This is a genomic window from Polaribacter sp., assembly GCF_965660385.1.
GTDB lineage: Bacteria > Bacteroidota > Bacteroidia > Flavobacteriales > Flavobacteriaceae > Polaribacter.
Genome location: NZ_CBFHZT010000006.1, coordinates 15446 through 41106, shown reverse-complemented (window position 1 = coordinate 41106; position 25661 = coordinate 15446). Strand labels below are relative to the sequence as shown.

18 protein-coding genes are annotated in these 25661 nt (G+C 31.2%); 3 read left to right on the top strand and 15 right to left on the bottom strand.

Annotated features, from left to right (window positions below; genetic code table 11):
- Positions 1-77 precede the first annotated feature (77 nt).
- Both ACTG3V_RS03275 and pbpC read left to right on the top strand, forming a co-directional pair.
- Positions 78-5621 carry an alpha-2-macroglobulin family protein gene (locus ACTG3V_RS03275; protein ID WP_439130703.1) on the top strand — a complete coding sequence of 1848 codons (5544 nt, stop codon included), beginning with the start codon at positions 78-80 and terminating at the stop codon, positions 5619-5621.
- Positions 5622-5781: 160 nt separating this feature from the next.
- Positions 5782-8088: a penicillin-binding protein 1C gene (pbpC, locus tag ACTG3V_RS03270; RefSeq protein ID WP_439130702.1), complete on the top strand. Its 2307-nt coding sequence runs from the start codon at positions 5782-5784 to the stop codon at positions 8086-8088.
- A gap of 405 nt (positions 8089-8493) precedes the next feature.
- On the opposite strand, the gene fabD is transcribed toward pbpC, so the two are convergent.
- From fabD to ACTG3V_RS03245, 5 genes are all read right to left on the bottom strand, one after another.
- Positions 8494-9378 carry an ACP S-malonyltransferase gene (gene fabD / locus ACTG3V_RS03265; RefSeq protein ID WP_439130701.1) on the bottom strand — a complete coding sequence of 295 codons (885 nt, stop codon included), beginning with the start codon at positions 9376-9378 and terminating at the stop codon, positions 8494-8496.
- 71 nt (positions 9379-9449) lie between these two features.
- Complete coding sequence (locus ACTG3V_RS03260) at positions 9450-10151, bottom strand: crotonase/enoyl-CoA hydratase family protein (protein ID WP_439130700.1); 702 nt, start codon at positions 10149-10151, stop codon at positions 9450-9452.
- An 89-nt stretch (positions 10152-10240) separates the two neighbouring features.
- Positions 10241-10612, bottom strand: coding sequence for a fluoride efflux transporter CrcB (crcB, locus tag ACTG3V_RS03255; protein WP_439130699.1), 372 nt, complete (start codon positions 10610-10612; stop codon positions 10241-10243).
- Positions 10612-11574 (bottom strand): BT_3928 family protein, encoded by a 963-nt coding sequence (locus tag ACTG3V_RS03250; protein ID WP_439130698.1) that lies wholly within the window; start codon positions 11572-11574, stop codon positions 10612-10614. The genes crcB and ACTG3V_RS03250 overlap by 1 nt, the downstream gene beginning before the upstream one ends.
- Positions 11575-11712: 138 nt before the next feature.
- A complete protein-coding gene (locus tag ACTG3V_RS03245) occupies positions 11713-12912 on the bottom strand; it encodes an aminotransferase class I/II-fold pyridoxal phosphate-dependent enzyme (RefSeq protein WP_439130697.1) in 1200 nt (399 codons plus the stop codon).
- 149 nt (positions 12913-13061) lie between these two features.
- On the opposite strand from ACTG3V_RS03245, the gene ACTG3V_RS03240 reads away from it, so the two are divergent.
- A complete protein-coding gene (locus ACTG3V_RS03240) occupies positions 13062-13520 on the top strand; it encodes an Lrp/AsnC family transcriptional regulator (protein ID WP_439130754.1) in 459 nt (152 codons plus the stop codon).
- A 145-nt stretch (positions 13521-13665) separates the two neighbouring features.
- Here the strand turns inward: ACTG3V_RS03240 and ACTG3V_RS03235 are convergent, their stop codons facing one another.
- The 10 genes from ACTG3V_RS03235 to ACTG3V_RS03190 form a co-directional block, all read right to left on the bottom strand.
- Positions 13666-15630 (bottom strand): DUF3857 domain-containing protein, encoded by a 1965-nt coding sequence (locus ACTG3V_RS03235; protein WP_439130696.1) that lies wholly within the window; start codon positions 15628-15630, stop codon positions 13666-13668.
- A 2-nt stretch (positions 15631-15632) separates the two neighbouring features.
- Positions 15633-17540: a DUF3857 domain-containing protein gene (locus tag ACTG3V_RS03230; protein ID WP_439130695.1), complete on the bottom strand. Its 1908-nt coding sequence runs from the start codon at positions 17538-17540 to the stop codon at positions 15633-15635.
- Positions 17541-17744: 204 nt separating this feature from the next.
- Positions 17745-18386: a YceI family protein gene (locus ACTG3V_RS03225; protein ID WP_439130694.1), complete on the bottom strand. Its 642-nt coding sequence runs from the start codon at positions 18384-18386 to the stop codon at positions 17745-17747.
- Positions 18387-18499: 113 nt separating this feature from the next.
- The gene (gene dtd / locus ACTG3V_RS03220) at positions 18500-18952 is read right to left on the bottom strand and encodes a D-aminoacyl-tRNA deacylase (RefSeq protein WP_439130693.1); all 453 of its coding nucleotides are present in this window, start codon (positions 18950-18952) and stop codon (positions 18500-18502) included.
- Positions 18953-18955: 3 nt separating this feature from the next.
- On the bottom strand, positions 18956-19921 hold the full coding sequence (gene rsgA, locus ACTG3V_RS03215; protein ID WP_439130692.1) for a ribosome small subunit-dependent GTPase A: 966 nt from the start codon (positions 19919-19921) through the stop codon (positions 18956-18958).
- 317 nt (positions 19922-20238) lie between these two features.
- Positions 20239-21321 carry a chorismate mutase gene (locus ACTG3V_RS03210; protein ID WP_439130691.1) on the bottom strand — a complete coding sequence of 361 codons (1083 nt, stop codon included), beginning with the start codon at positions 21319-21321 and terminating at the stop codon, positions 20239-20241.
- 86 nt (positions 21322-21407) lie between these two features.
- Positions 21408-22259 carry a prephenate dehydrogenase gene (locus tag ACTG3V_RS03205; protein ID WP_439130690.1) on the bottom strand — a complete coding sequence of 284 codons (852 nt, stop codon included), beginning with the start codon at positions 22257-22259 and terminating at the stop codon, positions 21408-21410.
- 56 nt (positions 22260-22315) lie between these two features.
- Entirely contained in the window at positions 22316-23458 is a 1143-nt protein-coding gene (locus ACTG3V_RS03200) for a pyridoxal phosphate-dependent aminotransferase (protein WP_439130689.1), read from the bottom strand.
- Between the two features lie 43 nt (positions 23459-23501).
- Positions 23502-24329 carry a prephenate dehydratase gene (locus tag ACTG3V_RS03195; RefSeq protein ID WP_439130688.1) on the bottom strand — a complete coding sequence of 276 codons (828 nt, stop codon included), beginning with the start codon at positions 24327-24329 and terminating at the stop codon, positions 23502-23504.
- A 299-nt stretch (positions 24330-24628) separates the two neighbouring features.
- Entirely contained in the window at positions 24629-25651 is a 1023-nt protein-coding gene (locus ACTG3V_RS03190) for a UDP-glucose--hexose-1-phosphate uridylyltransferase (RefSeq protein ID WP_439130687.1), read from the bottom strand.
- Positions 25652-25661: the final 10 nt, after the last annotated feature.

Genomic DNA, 25661 nt, shown 5'->3' with positions numbered 1-25661 from the left:
TCGTTACGAATTCTCATTTATTAATTATTTAGATACTTAAATCCTTATTTTTGAGTTGTGCTTAAAAACCCACAACTATGAAACCAAAATACCTTCTTCTAACCTTCACCATTTTTCTATTGATTTTTTCTTGTAAAAAAGAACCTGTAAAAACAGACAACATTTACAAATTCAAAGAATACATTAGTTACACAACTTCTGGAGTAGTTTCTGTAACAGAAAATATCAACATTAATTTAGCAAAAGAAGTAGAAGGTTGGCAAGCAAACCAAGAAATTACTACAGATGTAATTTCAATACAACCTTATGTAGAGGGCACCATAAAAACAGCAAATAATCATTCGTTTCTCTTTATACCTGATGAAAATTTAAAAGCAGATACAGCATATACAGTGGTTGTAAAATTGGGCAATATTTATAAAAATACACCTCAAGAATTTAAAGAATATACGTTTCAATTTAAAACAATTACTCCAAATTTTTCTATTCAAACAAAACCTTTACAATCCTATTCAAAAGAGTATCAATACATCACAGGTACTTTAAAATCAGCAGATGTAATTTCGTTAACAGCTGCAAAAAAAATGATAAAGGCATCACAAAAAGGCAATCAAAAAAATATTGGTTGGAACGAGTCTTTTGAAAAATCAAAACATTTTGAATTCAAAATTGATAGCATTCAACGTTTTGAAGAAGATAGTCAACTTTTTGTAAAATGGAATGGCGATGCAATCAATGCCAATAATACAGGAGAAAATCAAATTTTAATTCCTGGTAAAAACAATTTTAAAGTAATTGGTATTCATATCATTAACAACAACGAACAATATATTTCGATAAATTTTTCTGATCCCTTAAAAAAACAACAAACCCTAAGAGGTTTAGTAAATATTCAGAATGTAAAAAACCCACGTTTTATCATCAATGGCAATCAACTAAAGGTATTTTCAGACCAAAAATTTCAAGGTAATATTACCGTTTCTGTTTTTCCTGGGATAAAAAATACCGACAATTATAAACTGAAAGAAAGTTTTAAGGAGAGCATTACTTTTCAGCAAAAAAAACCACAAATTAGAGCCATTTCTAGCGGAACAATCTTACCGAATTCTAAAGATTTAACCTACAATTTCGAAGCCATAAACGTAAAAGAAGTTACTGTAAGAATCATTAAAATTTTTGAAGATAATGTATTGCAGTTTTTGCAAGAAAACAATATCAATAGTAATAATAAATACGATATTAAGCGAGTTGGAAGAAGGGTTGCAAAACAAACGATTACTCTTGTTAAAAACGATGAAAATTATTACCAAAAATGGAAAGCTTATAGTATAGATATTGCAAATATGGTTGCTACAGAACCTGGCGCCATTTATAGAATTGAGTTGAGTTTCGACAAAAATCAAACATTATACAATTGTTCAGGTGATTCAGAGAATCCAGACCAAACAAATGATTTTGAAAATAATTACGACAACTTAAATGAGATACAAGAAGAAGATTTAAGAGAAGAATTGTATTGGGATAATAAACTTTATCAATATAAAAATTACAGCTACAATTGGAGGCAAAGAGACAATCCTTGTAATGATGCTTATTATAATGAAGACAGAATGGTAGCTCAAAACTTGTTGGCTTCCAACTTGGGTATTATCGCTAAAAAAGGTACAAATAATAACTATTTTTTTGCGATAACCGACATTGTAAATACCAATATAGAGGCAGATGCAACTGTAAAATTGTACAATTTTCAGCAACAAGAAATCGCTTCTGGGAAAACAAATTCAGAAGGTTTTGTAACCATCAATTCTTCAAAAAATGCTGCTTTTGCTATTGCATCCAAAGGACAACATAAAGGCTATATAAGATTATTTGATGGTAATTCACTTTCACTAAGCAAGTTCGATGTTTCTGGTAGCAAAACCCAAAAAGGTTTAAAAGGATATATTTACGGAGAACGTGGTGTTTGGAGACCTGGAGATAAGATGCATATCACCTTTTTATTAAATGATGCTGATAATAAATTACCCGAAAACCACCCCATAAAACTTGAAGTTAGTAATCCAAGTGGAAAGCTTATCTACAAAAAAGTAACATCAGAAAACCTTAATAATTTTTACAAATTTACAGTAACTACAAATCATGAGGCACAAACAGGAAATTATCGTGCTAAAGTTACTGTTGGTGGTGTAAAGTTTTATAAAAACCTAAAAGTTGAAACTGTAAAACCAAACCGACTTAAAATTAAGGTAGATTTTGATAATGAAATTTTAACTAGTGATGAAAAAATAAACGGAACTTTAGCTGTAAAATGGCTACATGGTACACCTGCAAAAAACTTAAAAGCAGAAATTAAGGCCAAAGTTTCATCAACTAATTACAGTTTTAAAGCTTATAAAGATTACATTTTTACAGATCCATCAAGAACATTTTCAACTGAAGAAATGAACATTTTTGAAGGCAAACTGAATGAAAATGGAATGGCAAACATCAACAGTAATTTAAAAGTAGGCAAGAATGCAACTGGAATGCTAAACGTACAATTTTTAGTAAGGGCTTTTGAAAATGGAGGTGATTTTTCTATAGACGCCTTTACCAAAAAATATGCTCCTTTTAAAAGTTTTGTGGGCTTAAAATCTCCTGAAGGCAACAGATATGGTTCTTTTTTTACGGATGAAAACCAAACTTTCCAAGTAGTTTCTGTAGATGAAAAAGGAACTACAATACCCAATAGTACTTTAGAGGTTGAAGTGTATCAAATTCAATGGCGTTGGTGGTGGAGTTCGTCTTATGACAACTTATCAAAATACACCTCAAGTAGTTATCGTAATCGTTATAAAACCTTAAAAGTAACTACAAATTCAAACGGAAAAGGAATTTTTACACTTAATATTCCAGAACGAGATCGAGGCCGTTTTTTAATTAGAGTTATCAATAAAAAAAGCGGACATGCAACAGGAAGAACTGCCTACTTTTATAAAAATTGGTGGCAAAACAGTGCTTCTGGAGATAAAGAAGCTGCAAAAATGCTGGTATTTTCTGCAGATAAAGAAACGTATAATGTGGGTGAAACTGCAAAAATTACCTTTCCTTCTGGTTCTGAAGGACGCGCTTTAATTAGCATAGAAAATGGCACAAAAGTTTTAGAAACAAAATGGATTAAAACCAAAAAAGGAACAACGTCTGTAGAAATTCCTATCAACAAAAACATGACGCCAAATGTGTTTGTCAATATTTCCTTATTGCAACCTCACTTAGTTACTGAAAACGATTTACCTATTCGTTTATTTGGTGTAATTCCGATTCTTGTAGAAGATAAAACCACCAAATTACAGCCTCAAATTGCAATGCCAGATGAGCTGAAACCTGAGAAAGAATTTACAGTAAAAGTATCTGAGCAAAACAACAAACCCATGACCTATACTTTGGCAGTTGTAGAAGAAGGTTTATTAGATTTAACACGATTTAAAACACCAAATCCATATCATACTTTTTATGCAAGAGAAGCTTTGGGTGTAAAAACTTGGGATATTTTTGATGATGTAATTGGTGCTTATTCAGGAAGTATAGATCAAGTTTATGCTATTGGTGGTGATGGAAGTTTGGCAAAAGGTAAAAACCAAAAAGCAAACCGATTTAAACCTGTTGTAAAATTCTTAGGGCCATTTGAGCTAAAATCTGGCAGTACCAAAACTCATAAAATAACCTTACCAAACTATATTGGCTCCGTAAAAACAATGGTTGTTGCAGGTGATATAAAAACAGAAGCTTTTGGAAATGCAGAAAAAGCAACACCCGTTAAAAAACCATTAATGGTTTTAGCAACTTTGCCAAGAAAACTATCTCCTAAAGAAAAAGTAACCTTGCCGATTTCTGTTTTTGCTATGGATAAAAAAGTGAATTCTGTAACTGTTCAAGTAATCACTTCAGATGGAATACAAGTACTTGGTAACCAAACTCAGAATATCAATTTCGAAAAACCAGATGAAAAAATGGTGTATTTTGAATTGGAGGTTTTAAACGGAAAAGGAATCAACACAGTTGAAGTTGTTGCATCAGGAGCAGGAGAAAAATCAACTTATAAAGTGGAGTTAGATGTGGTGAATCCAAACCCAATAACCACTAAAGTTATTGACAATACTATAGCAGCAAATCAAACGAAGGTTATCAACTTTAGTACCTTTGGTGTAAAGGGTTCTAATAGTGCAATTTTAGAATTATCTACCATTCCGAATATCAATTTTTCTGGAAGATTAGAGTACTTAATTCAATATCCACATGGTTGCGTAGAGCAAACTACCTCAAGTGTTTTTCCTCAGTTATTTTTAACAGACTTATTTGATATATCATCTGCAAAAAAACAAGAAATTCAGCAAAATATTGAAAAAGGAATTGCACGTTTGGGTGATTTTCAAAAAGCAAATGGTGGTTTAAGCTATTGGTTAGGAGAAAGCTATATAAGTGATTGGGGAACAAGCTATGCAGGTCATTTTATGTTAGAAGCTGAGCAAAAAGGATTTGTCTTGCCATTAACATTTAAAAATAATTTTATCAAATATCAAAAAGAAGCGGCTAGAAATTGGCGACCATCTTACAACCAACATTCAAAAGATTTGGCACAAGCCTATAGATTATACACTTTAGCTTTGGCTGGAACTCCAGATTTATCTGCCATGAATCGACTGAGAGAATTTACATCAATTTCTAACGAAGCCAAATGGAGGTTGGCTGCAACTTATGCTTTAGTGGGTCAAAAAGAAGCTGCAGACGAAATTATGAGCAAGGCAAATCTTAATTTTTCTGGGTACAATTATTACAATTACGGATCTGAAACCAGAAATAGAGCAATGGCTTTAGAAACCATGTTGATAACGAATAATGCAGACGTGAAAGATGTGGCAAAAAGTATTGCAAAAGATTTATCTAGCAATCAATGGATGAGCACACAAGCCACTGCCTATAGTTTGTTAGCCATTGGTAAAATGGTAGTAAAAAATGGTGGAAAAGCTATTCATATAGATTTTACACAAAAAGGCAATAAAGAAGCTATTCAAACTTCGAGTTCTATGGTGCAAAGAACAATTGATTTGAGTGAAGGAGCGAATGAAATCACCCTAAAAAACAAAGAAAATAATGTTGTTTTTGCAAGAATTGTAAATTCAGGAAAATTGCCTTTGGGTGATGAAATAACTGAAAGTAGAGGTTTTACAGTTTCTGTAAATTATGCAGATTTAAAAGGAAACACTATTGATATTACCAAGTTAAAACAAGGGCAAGATTTGGTGGCCAAAATTACAGTAAGTAATCCTAAAAATGAAACTGTAAAAGATATTGCTTTAACGCAAATTTTTCCTTCAGGATGGGAAATTGTAAACACACGTTTCACCGATTTTGGAACTACTGCAAAAAGTGAAGCACGTTATACAGATATTAGAGACGATCGTGTGAATTTTTATTTCGATTTAAACAGGATTCAAAACACAACAAAAACCAAAACGTTTACTGTGCTTTTAAATGCAGCGTATTTAGGAAACTACTATTTACCAGGTGTACAAGTTGAAGCCATGTACGACAACGATTATTTGGTTAGAACCAAAGGACGCTGGATTGAGGTGGTGAAATAATGCAAATCTAAAGTTAGTATGTCATTTCAAACGCAATAAAATGGAGTTGAGAAATCTCTTCACTGAGTTTGAGATTTCTCCTATCGTCGAAATGACATCAGTACTTAAAAAATAAAAATTGAAAATCAAAAACTACATACTAAAACACAAAAAGAAAACAATGCTACTTGTTTTTCTGCTGATTTTCTACGCTTTTTGTTTGCCAAAAGAATTGTTTACAAAACCAACATCTACAGTAATTACGAGTACTAATGGCGAATTATTAGGTGCATTAATTGCTACTGATGGACAGTGGAGATTTCCTCATAATGATCATGTTCCTCATAAATTTAAAACCTGTTTAATTCAGTTTGAAGATGAGTATTTTTACAGTCACCCAGGTTTTAATCCTGTGTCTATGTTTAATGCATTACAACAAAATATAAAAGCAGGTAAGGTTGTAAGAGGTGGTAGCACACTTACGCAACAAGTAATGCGTTTGAGTAGAAATGATAGGCCAAGAACCTATTTTGAGAAATTTAAAGAACTCATTTTAGCCTCAAGATTAGAGTTTAGCGCAAGTAAAGAAGCAATATTGGCGTATTGGAGTAGTAATGCCCCTTTTGGTGGAAATGTTGTGGGTTTAGATGCAGCTTCTTGGCGGTTTTTTAATCGAAAAGCATCGGATTTATCTTGGGCAGAAGCTGCAACTTTAGCAGTTTTACCCAATGCACCAAAATTGATTTATCCTGGAAAAAATCAACAAAAATTATTAGCAAAAAGAAATCGGTTATTAAAAAAATTACTAACTAAAAAAATTATTGATTCGTTAACTTATCGCTTATCAATTTTAGAAGATATTCCTCAAAAACCCTACAGATTGCCTCAAATTGCACCACATTTATTACAGAAAATCAACAAATCAAAAAAAGGACAATTTGTAAAAACTACGATTGACAAAAAACTACAACATCAGACCAATGAGATTGTAAAAAATCACTACAATCAATTGTCAAAAAATGAAATTCATAATATTGCTGTGCTGGTTTTAGATGTAAAAACAAGACAAGTGTTGAGTTATGTTGGCAACTCACCTACAACTAGCAAACATCAAAAAAATGTTGATGTTATTGATAAACCAAGAAGTACAGGCAGTATTTTAAAACCTTTTTTATATGCTGCAATGTTAGATAATGGCCAGCTGTTGCCCAACACTTTAGTGGCAGATGTACCTACCAATTACGGAAGTTATCAACCAGAGAATTTCGATAAAAAGTATAGTGGTGCCATCTCTGCAAAATTAGCGTTATCAAAATCTTTAAATGTACCTACTGTAAGATTATTAAAAGATTTTGGGTTGGAAAAATTCCATCATTATTTACAACAATTAAAATTGAGAAATCTAAAGAACAATCCAAATCATTATGGGTTAACCTTGGCTTTAGGTGGTGCAGAAAGTAATTTGTGGGATTTATGCAAAAGCTACGCATCTTTGGCATCAACCGTAAATCATTATACAGAAACATCAAGTAGGTATTTTACCCAAGAATTTTCTGAACCAACTTTTTATGACGACACCAAAATTGATTTTGGCGAAAAATCACCCGAAAAAATAATTTTTGATGCAGCTTCTATTTACCTCACTTTTGAAAGTTTAAAAGATGTAAACAGACCCGATTCTGAACAAAACTGGGATTTTTTTGATTCCTCAAAACAAATTGCTTGGAAAACAGGCACAAGTTTTGGTTATAGAGATGCTTGGGCAATTGGCTCTACCAAAGATTATGTAGTTGGGGTTTGGGTTGGTAATGCAGATGGCGAAGGTAGGCCTGGTTTAGTGGGTGTAGAAACTGCTGGTCCTATTTTGTTTGATGTGTTTGATAAATTACCACGTTCGGAATGGTTTGAAAAACCCTTTGACGAGATGACACAAGTAGAAATTTGCACCAAAAGTGGTTACAGAGCCACCAAAATTTGTGAAGAAAAACGACTTGAATTTATTCAGAATTCGGGTTTGCAAACTGCTCCTTGCCCTTATCATATTTTAGTAAATGTTGACATGACAGAGCACTATCAAATTAATACCTCTTGTGAAAGTTTAGATAATATAAAGCAAAAATCGTGGTTTACATTACCTCCATTATTAGCATATTATTATAAAAAACAGCATCCATTTTACAAAAGTTTACCCAAGTTTCGAAGTGACTGTTTGGGTGATTTTAAAAATGAGATGAAGTTTTTATATCCTACAGAAAAAAGCAGCATTTTTTTACCTAAAGATTTTAATGGTGAAAAAAATGAACTGATTTTAAAAGTAGCACACTCAAATCCTGATGCTATTTTATACTGGTATGCAAACCAAAGATTTTTGGGTACTACAAAAGAAATACACAATTTTGCAATTACCCCTAAAACAGGTGAATACACGTTTACAGTAGTAGATAATTTTGGCAATGAAATACAGCAACAGGTTGCTTTAAAAGAATAGTTTTAAAATTAAAGCGTAAACACAGAACTCAGTTTTACTATAATTTTAAAAACATTTTTTGATACTATTCTGATATTTATCTAGTTTTAATTGTATTGTATTATTAACGTGAGTTTCACCTGTAAAATACTACTTATCAGTTAGTTACTTTTTACATTATTCGAAACGAATGTCATTTCGACTAAAATGGAGAAATCTTAGTCTAAATTTGAAATTTCTCAACTACACTGCGTTTCGTTAAAAATGACAATAATTTGATTTTCAAAAAAATAACCCCATTTAGGTCTGGGAATTTACATCGAACTCACGATATTAATTACACTCCAAAAAAAGTAAACCCCTTAAAATCTTGGATTAAAGAATATTTGAAAAAAAAACTATTCTAATAGAATGGCTTTTTAGTTTTTATGAAATGGTTACTCCACTAGCAGCAACACTTCTATCTATTTTACGCATTAAACCTTGTAATACCTTACCTGGTCCAACTTCTATAAATTCAGTTCCTCCGTCTGCAATCATGGCTTGTACACATTGTGTCCATTTTACAGGTGCTGTTAATTGCGCAATTAAATTACTCTTAATAGTCTCTGCATCTTTAATTGCCATTGCTGCAACATTTTGATAAACAGGACAAGTAGGTTCACTAAACTCAGTAGCTTTTATTGCTGCAGCCAATTCTTCTCTAGCAGGTTCCATTAAAGGCGAATGAAATGCACCACCAACAGGCAATAGCAAAGCTCTTTTTGCTCCTTTTTCAGTTAATGCTTCACAAGCTTTTTTAACAGCATCAAGTTCACCAGAAATTACCAATTGCCCAGGACAATTGTAATTTGCAGCCACCACTACTCCATCAATTTCAGCACAAGTTTCTTCTACTACAGTATCTGCCAAACCTAAAACTGCTGCCATTGTTGACTCTTGCTTTTCACAAGCTTTTTGCATGGCTAATGCACGTTTAGACACCAATTTTAAACCGTCTTCAAAAGTTAAAACTCCGTTTGCAACTAAAGCAGAAAATTCTCCTAAAGAATGCCCAGCTACCATCTCTGGCTGAAAATCATCACCTAAAACCTTTGCTAAAATTACAGAATGTAAAAATATTGCGGGTTGGGTAACTTTGGTTTCTTTTAATTGCGCTGCAGTACCTTCAAACATAATATCTGTGATTGAGAAACCAAGAATATCGTTTGCTTTTTCAAAATATTGTTGTGCTAAAGGTGATTTTTCGTATAGATCTAATCCCATTCCTGTAAACTGTGCTCCTTGACCTGGAAAAATATATGCTTTCATTTGTTTTTGTTTAATTGTTTAAACGTTTAATCGTTTTAATTTTGGCAAAAATACTCAATTTATTAATGAGATTACGAATCTAAAGAAATACTTCCTTTGGCATCCAATTCAATTGCTTTTGCCAAAGCTTCTAAATGTGGTTTTCTAACGCTCAATTTGGTTGCAGCATGAGCTTTTGCATTCAATTTTGTAAACATTTGTGCGACTTTTATAGCTGTGGGTAGCAATTGATCTTCTGAAACAATGGTATCTAAAAATCCTGCTTGTATAGCATCTTTTGAATTAAATATTTCTGCATTGTTTACACTTCTGTTTAAATACACTTCAGATAATCGCGATTTTGCAATGGCAATACCAGCATTGTGCATTGTCATGCCAATCAAAACTTCATTTAATCCTATTTTAAAATCGCCTTTTACACCTATTCTATAATCTGCAGATAATAGTAAAAAAGCACCTTTTGCTATGGCATGCCCATTACAAGCAATAATAATTGGTTTCGGAAAAGACAACATCCTGAGAGATAATTGAGAACCTTTTATAACAAGTTCTATAGCTGCTTCAGGCGATTTTGTCATCACTTTTAAATCGAAACCACCAGAAAAAATACCTGATTTACCTGTTAAAATAACAATTTTACCTTGTTGTTCTGCTTTGTCTAAACTTTGGTTGATGCCTTTTATCACATCATGAGATATTGCATTTGCCTTACCGTTATTAATGGTAATTATTGCGAAATTTTCTTCGGATTTATAGGATACAAATTCGTTCATCTTATATATTTTTATTGGTAAGAATTAAGGTTAACTCTTATTTTGTGGTACAAAATTTTTAGAAAAACAACCATCAATCGAAATAAAATTTATACAAATTTCACCAAATACATCCCTGCAAAAACAGCTAAAAAACCAACTACAAAACTGGTAATTGCATACAACGCAAAAGAAGCAAAATCTCCAGACTTTAAAAAGATATGATTTTCGTAAGCAAAAGTTGAAAATGTTGTAAAACCACCACAAAAACCTGTAGCCAATAATACTGTATGATGCTGGGTAAAAGTTTCGGTTTTTGCTGCATACCCTAAAATAAAACCTATTAAAAGACTGCCTAAAATATTCGCGGCAAACGTACCATAAGGAATTCCGTTTTCGGAGTTATTAAGCCATTTTCCAATTAAAAAACGTAGTACACTTCCAAAACCACCACCAATAAAAACTAAAAATACACTTTTCATTACAGTTCTATATCATCAATATCTGTCCAGTTTTTTTTCTCAACAATTGTCCCCTTTTTTAATATCATAACTCCAGGATTGGCCCTAATCATGGTTTTTAAAGTAGTTTCATCGCAAAACAAAATTTCGAAAGGAAGCTTGAACTTCTTTTTGGTTAATTGAATGATGTCTGTAAATGATGCAGAAACACCATATACTTTGTATCCTTTTGCAATAGCATTATCTGCCATTTTTTTAATTTCAGGAAAAGCAGCGTATTCCGATTTTTCTAAACTAGACATGATTACTAAAATAACCTTGTCCATTTTTAAAATTTGAGGCGCCAAATCGTTTTGAGCATCTTCTAAAAAGAAATCGTGTATTGGAGGAATTTCGCCATCATCTTTATACTCCATTCCTTCAGGAATATTTTTACCAATGGCATACGCTCTAAAATCGATAATTGGCAAATGTGCTAAAGAGTAATAAGTTATACCACAAGAAATAACTAATGATAATAATACAATGATACCATTATTATTTTTTGAGAATATTGGTTTAATCCATTTAATTTTAGCCCCGATTAAAAAGATTAAAACCGTTAAAAGCACATCTTTATAAAAGGTTTCCCAAGGTTTTAATTTAATAGCATCTCCAAAACAACCACAATCTGTAACTTTATTGTAATATGCTGAATACCAAGTTAAAAACAAGAATAATAAAATTATAATTTTTAAGCTATTTACTGTAAACTTGGCTTTCCAGCCTACCAATAACGCAACGCCTAACACAATTTCTGCCACAATTAAAAAGATTGCAAAAGGCAATGCATACGGAATTAAAAACTCTAGATTTAAGACGCCTTCAGAAAAATATTCTTCAAATTTATATTGAGAACCAATTGGATCTACCAGTTTTACAAAGCCCGAAAAAATGAACAAGGCCCCTACAATAATTCTTGCAATATGTATTAGTATTTTCATAATTGATTATTTAAAACTGTAAAATCTTAAAGATTAATCGTCAAATTATATAAGTACTACAAATATTGCAAAATTTCTTGTTTAATGAGGTTATTTAACTCTTAAATAAATGCTTTTTCTAGCTTTTTTTGACGTTTTCTACAAAACCCCAACTTGCAACATACAACCTTTCATCATTTTATAAGTTCGTTCTATATCATTATCTAAACCTATTGAAAAACGAATTAGTCCATTTGTTAAACCCATTGCAACTTGTTCTTCTTCTGGAATTTCTGATGAAGTTGAACTTCCAGGAGCAGAAAATAAGGTTTTATAAAACCCTAAACTTACAGCTAAATAACCCAAGTTTTTATGTTGCATTAACTCCATTAATGCATTTACTTTTTCTAGAGAACCCACATCAATGGTTAACATGCCTCCAAAACCGTATTCTGCATTCATCATTTTTTTAAAAAGTTGATGTGAAGGATGCGATTCTAATCCTGGATACACTGTTTTTAATCCATCTGATTGAAATTTATCTGCCAAATACGCTGCGTTGTAACTGTGCTGTTTCATTCTAATATGTAGAGTTCTCATATTTTTTAAAACAGATGCTGCTCGTAAACTATCCATAGTTGAACCTAACAACATACTTGCGCCATCATTTACATTTCGTAAATCATTATTAAATTCTTGAGTTCCACAAACAACTCCACCAACAGTATCTGAAGAGCCGTTGATGAATTTTGTTAAACTGTGGCAAACGATATCTGCACCTAATTTTGCTGGAGAAATTGATAATGGAGAAAATGTATTATCTACCACTAATTTTAGATTGTGTTTTTTAGCTAAAGCTGATAAGCCTTTGATATCTGCCACTTCTAAAAGCGGATTACTTACAGATTCGCAATACAACACTTTCGTGTTTTTGGTAATGGCAGCCTCTACCAGCTCTAACTTTGTGATATCTACGAAATTTGTTTCTATGCCTAATTTTGGAGTGAAGTTTTTTAAGAAGGCATAAGTACCTCCATAAATAGTTCTGCTTGATACAATGTGATTGCCAGCATTACACAATTGTAATAAAACTGAAGTTATTGCTCCCATTCCTGAAGCAGCTACATTGGCTGTTTCTGTACCTTCCATTGCTGCTAAAGCTTCACCTAAATACAAATTACTTGGTGATGAATGACGAGAATATAAATAACAACCCTCTGCATTTCCTTCAAAAGTATCGAACATGGTTTTTGCTGATAAAAAGGTATAAGTTGATGAATCTGAAATAGACGGATTTACGCCTCCAAATTCGCCAAAATATTGTAAATCTTGAATATTTTCTGCTGGATTGAATTTCATGTTGCTTGAATTTTATCAAACAAAAATAAATTTGATTAGAAAATAAATCAATATAAATTAAAAAATATAGTTTATTTTTCTAATAATAATTTAATTAGTAATTTTAAAAACCATAAAATACTCACTAAGTCTTAATTTTTAGAAAATATATAATGTTAGATACTACTGATAAAAAACTCATTAATTTATTACAAAACGATTGTAAACAGACTACCAAACAACTTTCTCTGCAATTAAATTTATCGGTTACTGCTGTGTATGAACGCATAAAAAAACTTGAACATCAAAAAATTATTGAAAAGTATGTGGCTATCATCAACAAAAACAAAATTGATAAATCTTTTTTAGTTTTTTGCCATATAAAATTGATTCAGCATACCAGAGAATATGTAACTACTTTTGAAAAAGAAATCCTGAAATTACCTGAAGTTTCTGAATGTTTTCATGTGAGTGGAGACTACGATTATATTTTAAAAATTTACGTAAAAGATATGGATGAATACCGAGCTTTTATGGTAAACAAACTTACTGCAATAAAATATATTGGCAGTACGCAAAGTACTTTTACTATTGAAAAAGTAAAGAATACTACTACTATAACCATTTAAAAGAGGCTGTCTGAAAAGTTTTTTAATCCTTTCATTTCGACTCCATTTTTAGCTTCGCTAGCTACTTTCTATCAAAATATATTTTGATTTCAGTAACGTTAAAAATGACAAAATTTAATACTTTTTAGACCACCTCAATCTAAATTTAAATTTTTGTTAGTATAATTTTTTCTGATTCTTTTTTTACCAATTTCTCATAAAAGTCTTTTAAAGCTACATAGTATTGAGGAGCTACCAAAGATTGATTAAACTCTAAAATACATAATGTATTTACTCTATTACCTCTTGTAGTAACTTGGTATTTGAACACACCAATATTATTTGGAAGTGCAATAGCCATAGGCTCTGGTAGTTTCTCTAAAGTGTAACCCTCTGGAAGCTCGATTGAAACTCTATTTACGTCTTTCCAAGTAGTTATAAAATCAACAGGAAATTTTCTTTCTTCTAGTTTAAAAGGATTCTGATGTTGCGTTAAAAACAAAAGTGGTTCGATATAAAGTTTGCCGTTAATTTCTTCAATTAAATCTTCACTCAAAAATTTGATATTTCTAATTAAAGATTTACTTAAATCTTTTTCATTTAAAAGTTTAAATTCCTCTAATTCAAGGTTATTTTTTTCCTCATAACTCGATATCAATTCTTCTTCTTTAATATGGTTATTATTTTTTCTATAGTTTAATGCATTTAAATTATCAAACTTTGTTCTGATTTGCCCCTCTATTAAAAAATCATCAGAAATTTTAGCCATCACTATATTATTTTCTGTAGCTGGATTGGGAGATGCTAATTTAACCCAAGAAGAATTACCATCTTTAGTTACTATTCTTCCTTGCCAATTTAAAGCCCTTGATGGTAAAATATTTGGCATACTATATAACTCAGTGGCATCTAATAACACATAAGAATTATCTGGGAATCTTACTATAGAAATTACATAGTCAAAGCCTTTTAGAGTTGGAAAAAGAGGTATTCCATTGCCTTGGGAGCTAACCAAAACTGGATCTGCATTTAAACCTGCTGAACGTAGCATAGATGTAAGAATTAAATTAACATCTGCAACATTACCTTCGTTTTCTTTAAATGCCTTACGAACTCCTTTTTCTGTGTATTTACCGTAAAAACCATTCCATTTTACTTTGGATTTCACAAATTGAAAAATACTATTAATTTTATCGGTATCTGTTTTGGCGGTTTTTAAAATATTTTCTAACTCGTTTTTATAATAACTCGTTTTATTTAATTCTGATCCGAATGATGAAGATTCAAATATTTTTTTGCTAATATTGGTCCAGCTTGTTACGTAATTAGTGATATTTCCACCTATAGAAACAAAATCTTCTTGTGCTAATTCAAATTTTAAACCCCCTCTATAATTGTTTACGTTAGCTACATAAGGCTCATTATTTTTTAAAGCTTCAATATTTTCTGCTTCAAAATTAAAAACTGATACGTTATACATTGTACTACCAACATTGCCATTTTTGTAGCTGGTTTTCATTGGTATACTAAAAAAACCTTTATTGGTTTTATTAAATTTAAAATACTCAGGAAACTCTATTTGAGTTTTTAATTTTTTAATCGGAATTCCTTTTTGAAACTCAACATCTGCAATAGAGGTAGCATAAGGAGAATATATTTTATACCTAAATTCTACAACACTACCCTCTTTAACATTCGGCATTGTTAATTTAACTTTACTATTATATTTATTTATTTTTTCTTTAAAAATATTACTTTTAGCTAATTTTTCTTCGGTTATTTTTCCCTTTTCTAAATTGTAGGTATAACCTTTAATACTGGTTACTTTTTCCCTTTTACCAGAATCTGGATTGTAATAAACCACTTCTTGATTTGCAAATTCAAAACCTTCTTTATTGTAAATTTTTATGCGCTGATGTATCTCTGTAATTAATTGAAACCAACCTGCTGATTGATCCCAATCAAAATATGATCTTCGATGCTTGTACAAATATGCTGCATCAGCAGTAGAATCTAAGGGATAAAACTTTTCTGCTATTTCTTCTTTAGAAACTTTACCAAACTTATAATTTTGGGCTGATATGGATACTTGAATGCATAAAATAATGAATACTGTAATTTTTCTTAACATAACTATTTTTTTATTAGGGCTATTCTTAAATTTTCTGACTTTACGATTTTTCTCCTAAAACTTCGGTAACTCTTATAATCTTCTTTAGGATAAATCCCTTCTTTCATTAAAATACTTTTTTTATAGGTGAAAGTAGATGCATCGACTTTTTGAAAACTGATTTTATAAGAACCAAACTTTGAGTTGATTTCTCGTTCTTCTGGTAAATATTCTATTTTATAAGATGCAGGAATTTTAAAGGTATATACATCTACATCTTTATAACCTCTACTTATTTTTAAAGGTAAATTTCTTGTTCTGTATCTTTTTGGAAGATAACTCTCTCTGTTAAATACATTTACTCTAAACAAATATTCTGACGCATTTATAGAGGCATAATTATTTATTGAAATCGATAAATCCTCTGTAAAAACAACCTTTTCTTTATCATTATTTAACTTAAAAGAATCTATGTGAAGGTTATTGTTATAATCCCAAACGTTAGCTTTGTAGTTTTTAATCAATTCTTCTTCTGTGTATCTGTCATAATATGATTTATCATCATATTGTGTTCCTTCAGAAATTCTTTGCAAAGTTGCTTTTATATTACCATTTGTTTTTAATTCAATATCTGCTCTTATATTTTGAATACTTTTTTCATTTTTGTATGAAGGAGTTCTCTTAATAATTCCTCCTTCTGGGGTAACCACTAAAACATCTCTATCATCTGTAAAATCTCCTAAAAAACCAAAAGGCATGGTTTGGCTTGTACATTCTAACCAAATATCTTTACCATTATTTGGTATATTTAAAATGGCGTGATTGCCTTGCATAGAAGAAAAGTTCTTGTCGATATTTCTTTTTTCGTTTGCATAAACTAAGGTGTAATAAGATTTTACCCCAACAATATCTAGCAATGCTTTTGTATAATTAGTTAAACCTTTACAATCTCCATAACCTACTTTGTCTACTTCATTTGCAGGGATAGGTTCCCAACCTCCAATGCCAACTTGCACACTAATGTATCTCGTTTTATTTTGCATAAATTGGTAAATAATTTTTGCTTTTTCAATAGGATTATCTATGCCTTTTACTAATTCTAAAACCTTAACCTTAGTAGCTTCATCAACAATATCTCTACCTTCAATGAGCGATTTATGTAACCATTTACCAAACTCCTCCCAATTGGTAGCTTCGCCATCAACGCCTTTTAGTGAAAATTTATTTAGAGCTACTTTTACCATAGGTAAAATATCTCTTGCTGGCAAGGTGCTATTTTCATATTCAAAAACAGGTTGATTTTTTAAGACATAATTTAAGTGTGTATCAACATGAGACTTTTCTATATCAAAACCATCAAAATTGGTTTCTTTATTACGCCAAGGTATGGCTGTTGGATTATTTATGGTATAACTACTTTTTTCTACAGCAACATAATAGCCACTAACAGGAAACCACCAAGGTATAAAACCTGTGGTTGATGTTTTGTATTCAGATTCAAAAACTAAAGTATATGGATATGAAATGGGTGTATAATCGACATATTTTACCCTCGAATCTGAATATAATGTACCACCATCTACTGCACTTACATCTAAAAAATCTCTTTCTCTATATTTTTTTATTTGGTTGCCAAAAGCATCGTAAATTATGGCAGAGAGATTTGTAATTTTTGTGTCATTGTCATAACTCTCGTACATACCTGAATATCTATCACCAGATTTATTTAATATGGTGATAACTTTTCTTTTAGAAACCACCATTTTGTTTACGTCATCTATAATAATATTTATAGCGTTATTTCGAATAACTGCATTCGCATTTTCTCTTAATGGTAATGGAATTGTTAAGGATGATAGCTCTACTTGTTGGGCAAAAAAAGTTATCGATAAAAAAAGAAAAGGGAATAGAATTTTAGGGATTATTTTCATAGAAATATTTTCTTCTTAATAGCAGCACAATGTAAAAAAGAAAACCCAAAACTAAAAGTTTTGGGTTATAAAATTAAGAATAAGGCATTCTTTATCTGTTTGCGTGTGATCCGTCACAATTTCCATTAGGATCTAATGTTTGACCACATCCACAAGGTCTTGTTGCTTTTATTAGCTTCATAGTAACAAAATTTAAAGGTTAAATTAAGCTTTTGTTTTAACTACGAAAGATAATTCCATGTTATCATCAATAAACTTATCTTTTAAGTCGTCAAAAAATGATTTAGAACCGTATTTTATGTTAAAATCTGCTCTATTTACCATAAATTTCTCACTTTCAAAAGTAGTTACTCCACCCTCAGTAGAAATTGTAGCAGGAATTGTAATACTCTTAGTAACATCTTTTAAAGTTAAGTTACCTGTAACATGAATATTATCACCTTTATCTTCTACGTTAGTAATTACAAATTTTGAAGTTGGGTATTTTTCAACATCAAAAAAATCAGCACTTTTTAAGTGACCTTCTAATTTTCCTGCACCTTCACTTCCTGCCATATCTACATTGGTAATTGTAGCTAAATCTACAATAAACTCACCACCTTGTAACTCACCATTCTCTACTAATAAACCTCCGCTTTTTAAGGCTACAGTACCATTATGAGCACCAGTTGGTTTTGTTCCTTTCCAGTTTAATACAGATATTGCTGTATCTACATTATTTAAATCTGCAACCTTAGTTTCTACTTTTACTTCTTCTTTGGTTTCTACAGCTTTTTCTTTTTTCTCACCTTTACAAGCAGTTAAAACTGATGCAATAACCACTAATGATAAAACTATTTTTTTCATGTTTTTTAAATTTGATTTGTTTAGAATTTATTTTCCATGGCAAATATATGATTTATTTATTTTCCAAGGAAAATATTTCAATGTTTTTTAATATAACTTTAACAAAGCTGTTGTTATTCTTTATTTTTTGAGTCGATGATAATGGTAACTGGTCCATCATTTAAGAATTCTACTTTCATATCTGCACCAAACTTGCCTGTTTGTACTTTTTTAGAAGTTTCTTTTTCTAAAGTAGCTACGAATTTCTCATAAATTGGAATAGCAACATCAGGTTTTGCTGCTTTTAGGTAACTTGGCCTGTTGCCTTTTTTGGTTGATGCATACAGCGTAAACTGACTTACCACAATTACTTCGCCATCAATGGTAAGAAGTGATTTATTCATCACATCATTTTCATCATTAAAAATTCTAAGATTTGTAGTTTTTCGAACTAAATAATCAATATCTTCTTGAGTATCTTCATTAACAACACCCAAAAGAATTAATAATCCTTTTTGTATTGCTGCTACTTTTTTACCTTCAATGGTAACACTTGCTTTTGAAACTCTTTGAATTACAATTTTCATAGGCTAATCATTATCTTCTTCATTCCAAATATCAGTTCTGTAGTGTTCGGTTTCTTCTTCTCCTTCTAAAATTTGCAGATAACTTCTGTATCTAGACCATGAAATTTCTTCATCTTCTAACGCTTCTTTTACAGCACATTTTGGTTCTTTTAAATGCAAACAATCGTTAAATTTACAATGTTCTTTTAATTCAAAAAACTCAGGAAAATAATCACCAAGTTCGTATTTATTCATATCAACCACACCAAAACCTTTGATTCCTGGAGTGTCTATAATTCTTGCATCAAAACTTAAATCGAACATTTCTGCAAAGGTTGTGGTATGTTGCCCTTGTTTATGCTGCTCTGAAATTTCTTTGGTTTTTAAGTCTAAACTGGGTTCTATAGCATTAACCAATGTGGTTTTACCAACACCAGAATGCCCAACAAACATTGATGTTTTTCCTGTCATTAATTCTTTTATGCCATCTACATTTTTATTTTCTGTGGCAGATACTTCTAGACAGGTGTACCCAATAGCTTCGTAAATATCTTTTAGGTATAAAATCTCTGCGCGTTCCTCAATTTCGTAAGCATCAATTTTATTAAAAACCAGTACTGTATCTACTCTGTAGGCTCTTGTGGTTACTAAAAAACGATCTATAAAAGCGGTAAAAGTGGGTGGATTGTTTATGGTGATGAGCAAAAAAACCAAGTCTACATTTGCAGCAATAATATGTGTTTGCTTGGATAAGTTTACAGATTTACGGACAATATAATTCTCACGATCTTTAATTTTTTTGATTACTCCAATTTCTTCATCTCCTTTCTTTTCTAATTCAAACTCAACTTTATCACCAACCGCAATTGGATTGGTGCTTTTAATACCCTTTATTCTAAATTTTCCCTTAATTCTACATTGATGAAAATTACCATTGTGGTCTTTTACAAAATACCAACTTCCTGTAGATTTATAAATAGTTCCTGTCATTCTTACAAAGATGCAGAATTAAAATTGATTTTGGAAAAAATGCTAAAAAATCACAAGTTGTTTTATTCTGGAATACGTTTTAGTATCTCGTGAATAGAAGTCCCTTCAGGTTTCAACAACCTGAAGGGACTATGTAAAAATCTAAAAGTAAATTTTAATTACTTGTTTTTTTAGTAAGCAATATGCGTTAAGGATTGAGTGGACTGTTTGAGCTCTCCCGATTTTTATCGGGAAGCGAGTAACGAAAGCCTGACTTTATTCCTGAATGCTTTCAGGATAAAGTAACGCCCAAATAGCATAAAAATATTTACAGAATTTTATCCGTTAATAATTGTTTCTTGATGATTTATAGATTCTTGATGAATAGCTTTAAACATTTTTAAAACAAATTCTTCACTTAAACCTTTGCTGTTACCTTCTAAAACCATGTTTCCAAGAATTTCATTCCAACGTCTAGATTGTAAAACAGCTACATTTTTAGCTTTTTTTAATTCACCTATTTTGTCAGCAACTTGCATACGTTTTCCTAAAAGGTCAATTAATTGATCATCCACCACATTAATCTGTGCTCTTAAATTTTCTAAAGACTCTCTGTAATCTGCTGCACTTTCAGTTGGTTTTTTAATTTTTAACTCCTCCATAATTGATTTCAATTTTGATGGTGTTACTTGTTGTGCTGCATCAGACCATGCGTTTTCTGGATCCCAATGTGTTTCGATCATTAAACCGTCAAAGTTTAGATCTAAAGCTACCTGAGAAACATCTTGAATCATTTCTCTGTTTCCTGTAATGTGTGATGGATCGCAGATTAATGGTAAATCTGGAAATTTATCTTGAAACTCAATGGCTAATTGCCAATTAGGATTGTTTCTATATTTTGATTTATCATAGGTAGAAAAACCTCTATGAATAGCTCCTAAGTTTTTGATTCCTGCTGTGTATAATCTTTCGATTCCTCCTAACCACAAGGCTAAATCTGGATTTACTGGATTTTTTACCAAAACAATTTTATCAGTACCTTCTAAAGCATCTGCAATTTCTTGCATAATAAAAGGAGATACAGTAGTACGTGCTCCAATCCACAATAAATCAACATCGTACTCTAAAGCTAACTTTACGTGGTCTTTATTAGCCACTTCTGTACAGGTTTTCATACCTGTTTGTTCTTTTACTTTTTTTAACCAGCCTAAACCTAAAGCGCCAACACCTTCAAAATTTCCTGGTCTTGTTCTTGGTTTCCAAATTCCTGCTCTATAGTAGTTTACATCAGAATCTTTTAATTCGTGTGCAATTTTTAAAACCTGTTCTTCGGTTTCTGCACTACAAGGCCCTGCTATTACTAGTGGATGTGCTAACTTCATATCATCCAACCATGTTCTTAATGCTGCTGTATTCTTCATTTTTGATAATTAATTTGTGTTGAGATTCTTCGACAAGCTCAGAATGACAAACGTACTCTTAACTTAATACTCAACGATTGTGGCGTTTATTTTATGCCGTTTAATATTTGTTTTATATAATTTGTGTTCTCCATTTCATTAAAAATTTCGGAGAAATTATCTTGTTGCATCAACTCTTTAAATTGTTGTAAATTATTAATGTATTCTTCTAACGTTTCTATGACGTTTTCTTTATTTTGTTTAAAAATTGGTGTCCACATTGCTGGCGAACTTTTTGCCAAACGCACTGTAGATGCAAATCCTGAACCTGCCATATCAAAAATATCGCGTTCATTTTTTTCTTTTTCTAGCACTGTTTTTCCTAACATAAACGAACTTATGTGAGAAAGGTGCGAAACATACGCAATATGTTTGTCGTGCGAAACAGGATCCATATAACGAATACGCATTCCAATGGCTCTAAAAAGGTCTAAAGCTTTTTCTTGTAATTTAAAAGTTGTTTTTTCAACTTCACAAATAATATTCGTTTTCCCTTTATATAAGCCAGAAATCGCTGCTGTTGGCCCAGAATTTTCTGTTCCTGCAATTGGATGACAGGCCAAAAAATTACGTCTTCTTTTATGATGTTCAACCACTTTACAAATGGCTTCTTTTGTAGAACCAGCATCAACTACTAAAGTATTATCCGAAATTTTATCTAAAATTGTAGGCAATAATTTTACGGTTGCATCTACAGGAATTGAAATGACTACTAAATCTGCTTTTTCTAAATCGTCTAAGGTTGCTTTTTTATCAATTAAATTTAATTCTAACGCTTTATTTAGGGTTTCCTCTTTTCTACTGATGCCGTGAATAACAACTTCTGGATTGTGTTTTTTAAAGTCGATAGCAAAACTACCTCCAATTAAACCAATACCAATCATATAGATATTTTTCATTTTTTTTCTTTATGCTTTAAGCATTAGGCAATATGCCATAGGCTTAAACTTATTGCTTATAGCCTATCAATTGCTTCTTTAATAACCTCTTCTGTAACACACAATGAAAAGCGAATATACCCTTCTCCTTGAGAACCAAAAATGGTTCCTGGTGTGATAAAAATATCGTTTTCATACAATACTTTATCTGTTACTGCTGTAGATTTTTTTCCTTCAGGAATTTTTGCCCAAACAAATAATCCTGTTGAGTTTGTGTCGTATTTTGCTTCTAACTTATCAGCCAATTGCCAAATGAGTTTTCTGCGTTTTTCGTACACTTTATTTTGTGTTGAAAACCAGTCATCAGATAATTGCAAAGCTTCTATGGCACCTTTTTGAATTCCGTAAAACATTCCAGAATCCATATTCGATTTTACTTTTAAAACTTCGTTGATGTAAGCTGCATTTCCTAATAACATGCCAACTCGCCAACCTGCCATATTAAAAGTTTTGCTCAACGAATTTAACTCTAAAGCAATGTCTTTTGCACCTTCAACCTGTAAAATACTTATTGGATTATCATTTAAAATAAAACTATATGGATTGTCATTAATGATTAAAATGTTGTGCTTTTTTCCAAAAGCTATTAACTTCTCGAAAGTTGCTAAAGTAGCGTCTGTACCTGTTGGCATATGTGGATAATTTACCCACATGATTTTTACATCAGATAAATCTTCATTCTCCAATTCATCAAAATTTGGTTGCCAATTTGTAGCTGCATCCAAATTATAAAATAAAGGTTTAGCACCCACTAATTTGGTTACAGAGGTGTATGTTGGATATCCTGGATTTGGAATTAATACTTTATCGCCTTCATTTAAAAAAGCCATAGAAATATGCATAATTCCTTCTTTGCTACCCATTAAAGGTAAAATCTCATTTTCTGGATTAGCATCTACTGAAAACTTATTGTTATAGAAAGTAGCTATTGCATTTCTTAACTCAGGTAACCCTTGATACGATTGATATTTATGTGCATTTGCATCACCTAAACTCTTAGAAATTGCTACTAAAACTTTTGCTGGTGGTTGTAAATCTGGAGAACCAATACCCATATTGATAATTGGTTTTCCTGCAGCAACTAAACCTCTAACTTCTCTTAATTTTTTTGAGAAGTAGTATTCTTGAACTGTATCTAATCTTTTGGCTGGCTGTATCATAATTATATTGATGAGAACCTGAAACAAGTTCAGGATAGCTACGCTATTTTCTTCCGTTTTTATAGGTTCCTAAAATTTTAAATTCTTGTGCCATAATTTTTATAATTGATTCAGCTTTTTGGTAGTCTTTGTAATCATCAAAAGTAATGTCTACAAAAAACGAATATTTCCAAGGTGTTTCTATAACTGGTAACGATTGTATTTTGGTTAAATTCATTTTACAATCGCTCAAAACATTTAAAATTGTGGCTAAACTTCCTCTTTTATGATCTAATTGAAATTTTAAAGAGGCTTTATTAATTTGATAAACACCATTTTTTGGTTCAGTGGTTTGTACAATTACAAATCGTGTTGAGTTATCTTTAATAGTCTGTATATCATCTTCTAAAACTTGTAACCCAAAAATATCTGCAGCGATTTTTGGAGCGATTGCAGCAATACTTCTCAAATTTTCTTTAGCAATTCTTTTGGCTACTTCAGCAGTATCTACATCTTCTACCAATTTGATATGCGGATGATTTTTAAAAAATTCTTTACACTGTAATAATGCCATTGGATGCGACCAAACTTCTTTAATATCATTTATATTTTGCCCTTTTAATGCCATTAAATGATGGTGAATGTTTAAATATTCTTCATCAATAATATGTAAGTTGTATTTATCAATTAAGGCATAATTGGGAATGATTGAACCTGCAATGGTATTTTCTAAAGCCATGACTCCTAAATCTGCAGATTTATCCAGCAAACTATCAACCAAAATATCAAAAGACATGCATTCTTTTAGTTTGATGGTTTTACCATAAAAATCTCTAGCAACTTTATGATGATTTGAGCCTTCTGCTCCTTGTATGGCAATAATTTTATTCATTTAATATCAAAAAAAAAGCCTCGAAGTAAATTCGAGACTTTATATATTTTATTTGTTTCTTAACAACATGATACAAAGCCTCTTCTTTTACTAAAAAAGTAAAAGTAAAAATAGAAACGAGTAAAATTGTTATTTAACATCTTAATGCTCTTTGTTTTGAGTGACAAATCTAAAGATTAAATTTTTATGTGCAAATATTATTAATAAAGTTTACTAATTTTTACGAAAAATTTAAAAAATAATCCATTTACTAAATTATTTTAATTAAAAATTAAAAATCAATAAATTAAATGTAATATCTATATTAAATCCTTTAATCTTTTTGCAGCAATTTCTGCAGTAATATCTCTTTGTGGCGTACCAAACATTTCATAACCCACCATAAATTTCTTAACGGTTGCACTTCTTAATAAAGGTGGATAAAAACTCATATGCCAATGCCAATGCTTATTATCTTCACCATTTGTAGGCGCTTGATGAATTCCACTAGAATATGGAAAAGAAGTATTAAACAACTTATCATACGCTTTTGTGATTACAGAAATGGCTTCTGCATAATTTTTGGCACCTTCATCTGTTAAAGCTAAAATGTTTTTCTGTTGTTTTTTTGGCGCAATCATAACTTCGAAAGGCCAAACTGCCCAAAAAGGAGTTAATACTACAAAGTCATCATTTTCAAAAATGATTCTTTCTTGGGCTTTTATTTCTTGTGCTAAATAGTCTTCTAAAAGACTACTGTTTTTTTCTGCAAAATAGTTGGCTTGTTGTTTATCTTTCTTTTCTACTTCGTTTGGTAATGTAGATTGACTCCAGATTTGTCCATGAGGATGAGGGTTACTACAGCCCATTACAGCACCTTTATTTTCAAAGATTTGCACATAATTAATCATCTCATTTTCGCCTAGCTCTGTATATTCTTTTTGCCAAGCATGCACCACTTTTTTAATATCTTCCACATCCATCTCTGCTAAACTTTTAGAATGATCTGGACTAAAACAAATAACTTTACAAATACCAGTTTCGCTTTGTGCTTTAAATAATCCGTCATTTACGTTAAATGTAGGAGAATCTTTTTGTAGGGCTGCAAAGTCGTTTGTAAAAACAAATACGTCTTTATAATCTGGATTTACATCACCACTAATTCTTGTATTTGTTGCACAGAGGTAACACTTTTCGTCATAAGCAGGTCTTTTTTCTTTTGATATTTCTTCATTTTGACCTTGCCAAGGGCGTTTTGCTCTATGTGGAGAAACCAAAACCCATTCTCCAGTTAAAATATTAAATCTCTTATGAGAATAATCTTGCAAATTTGTATTTTCCATGATGCTTTCT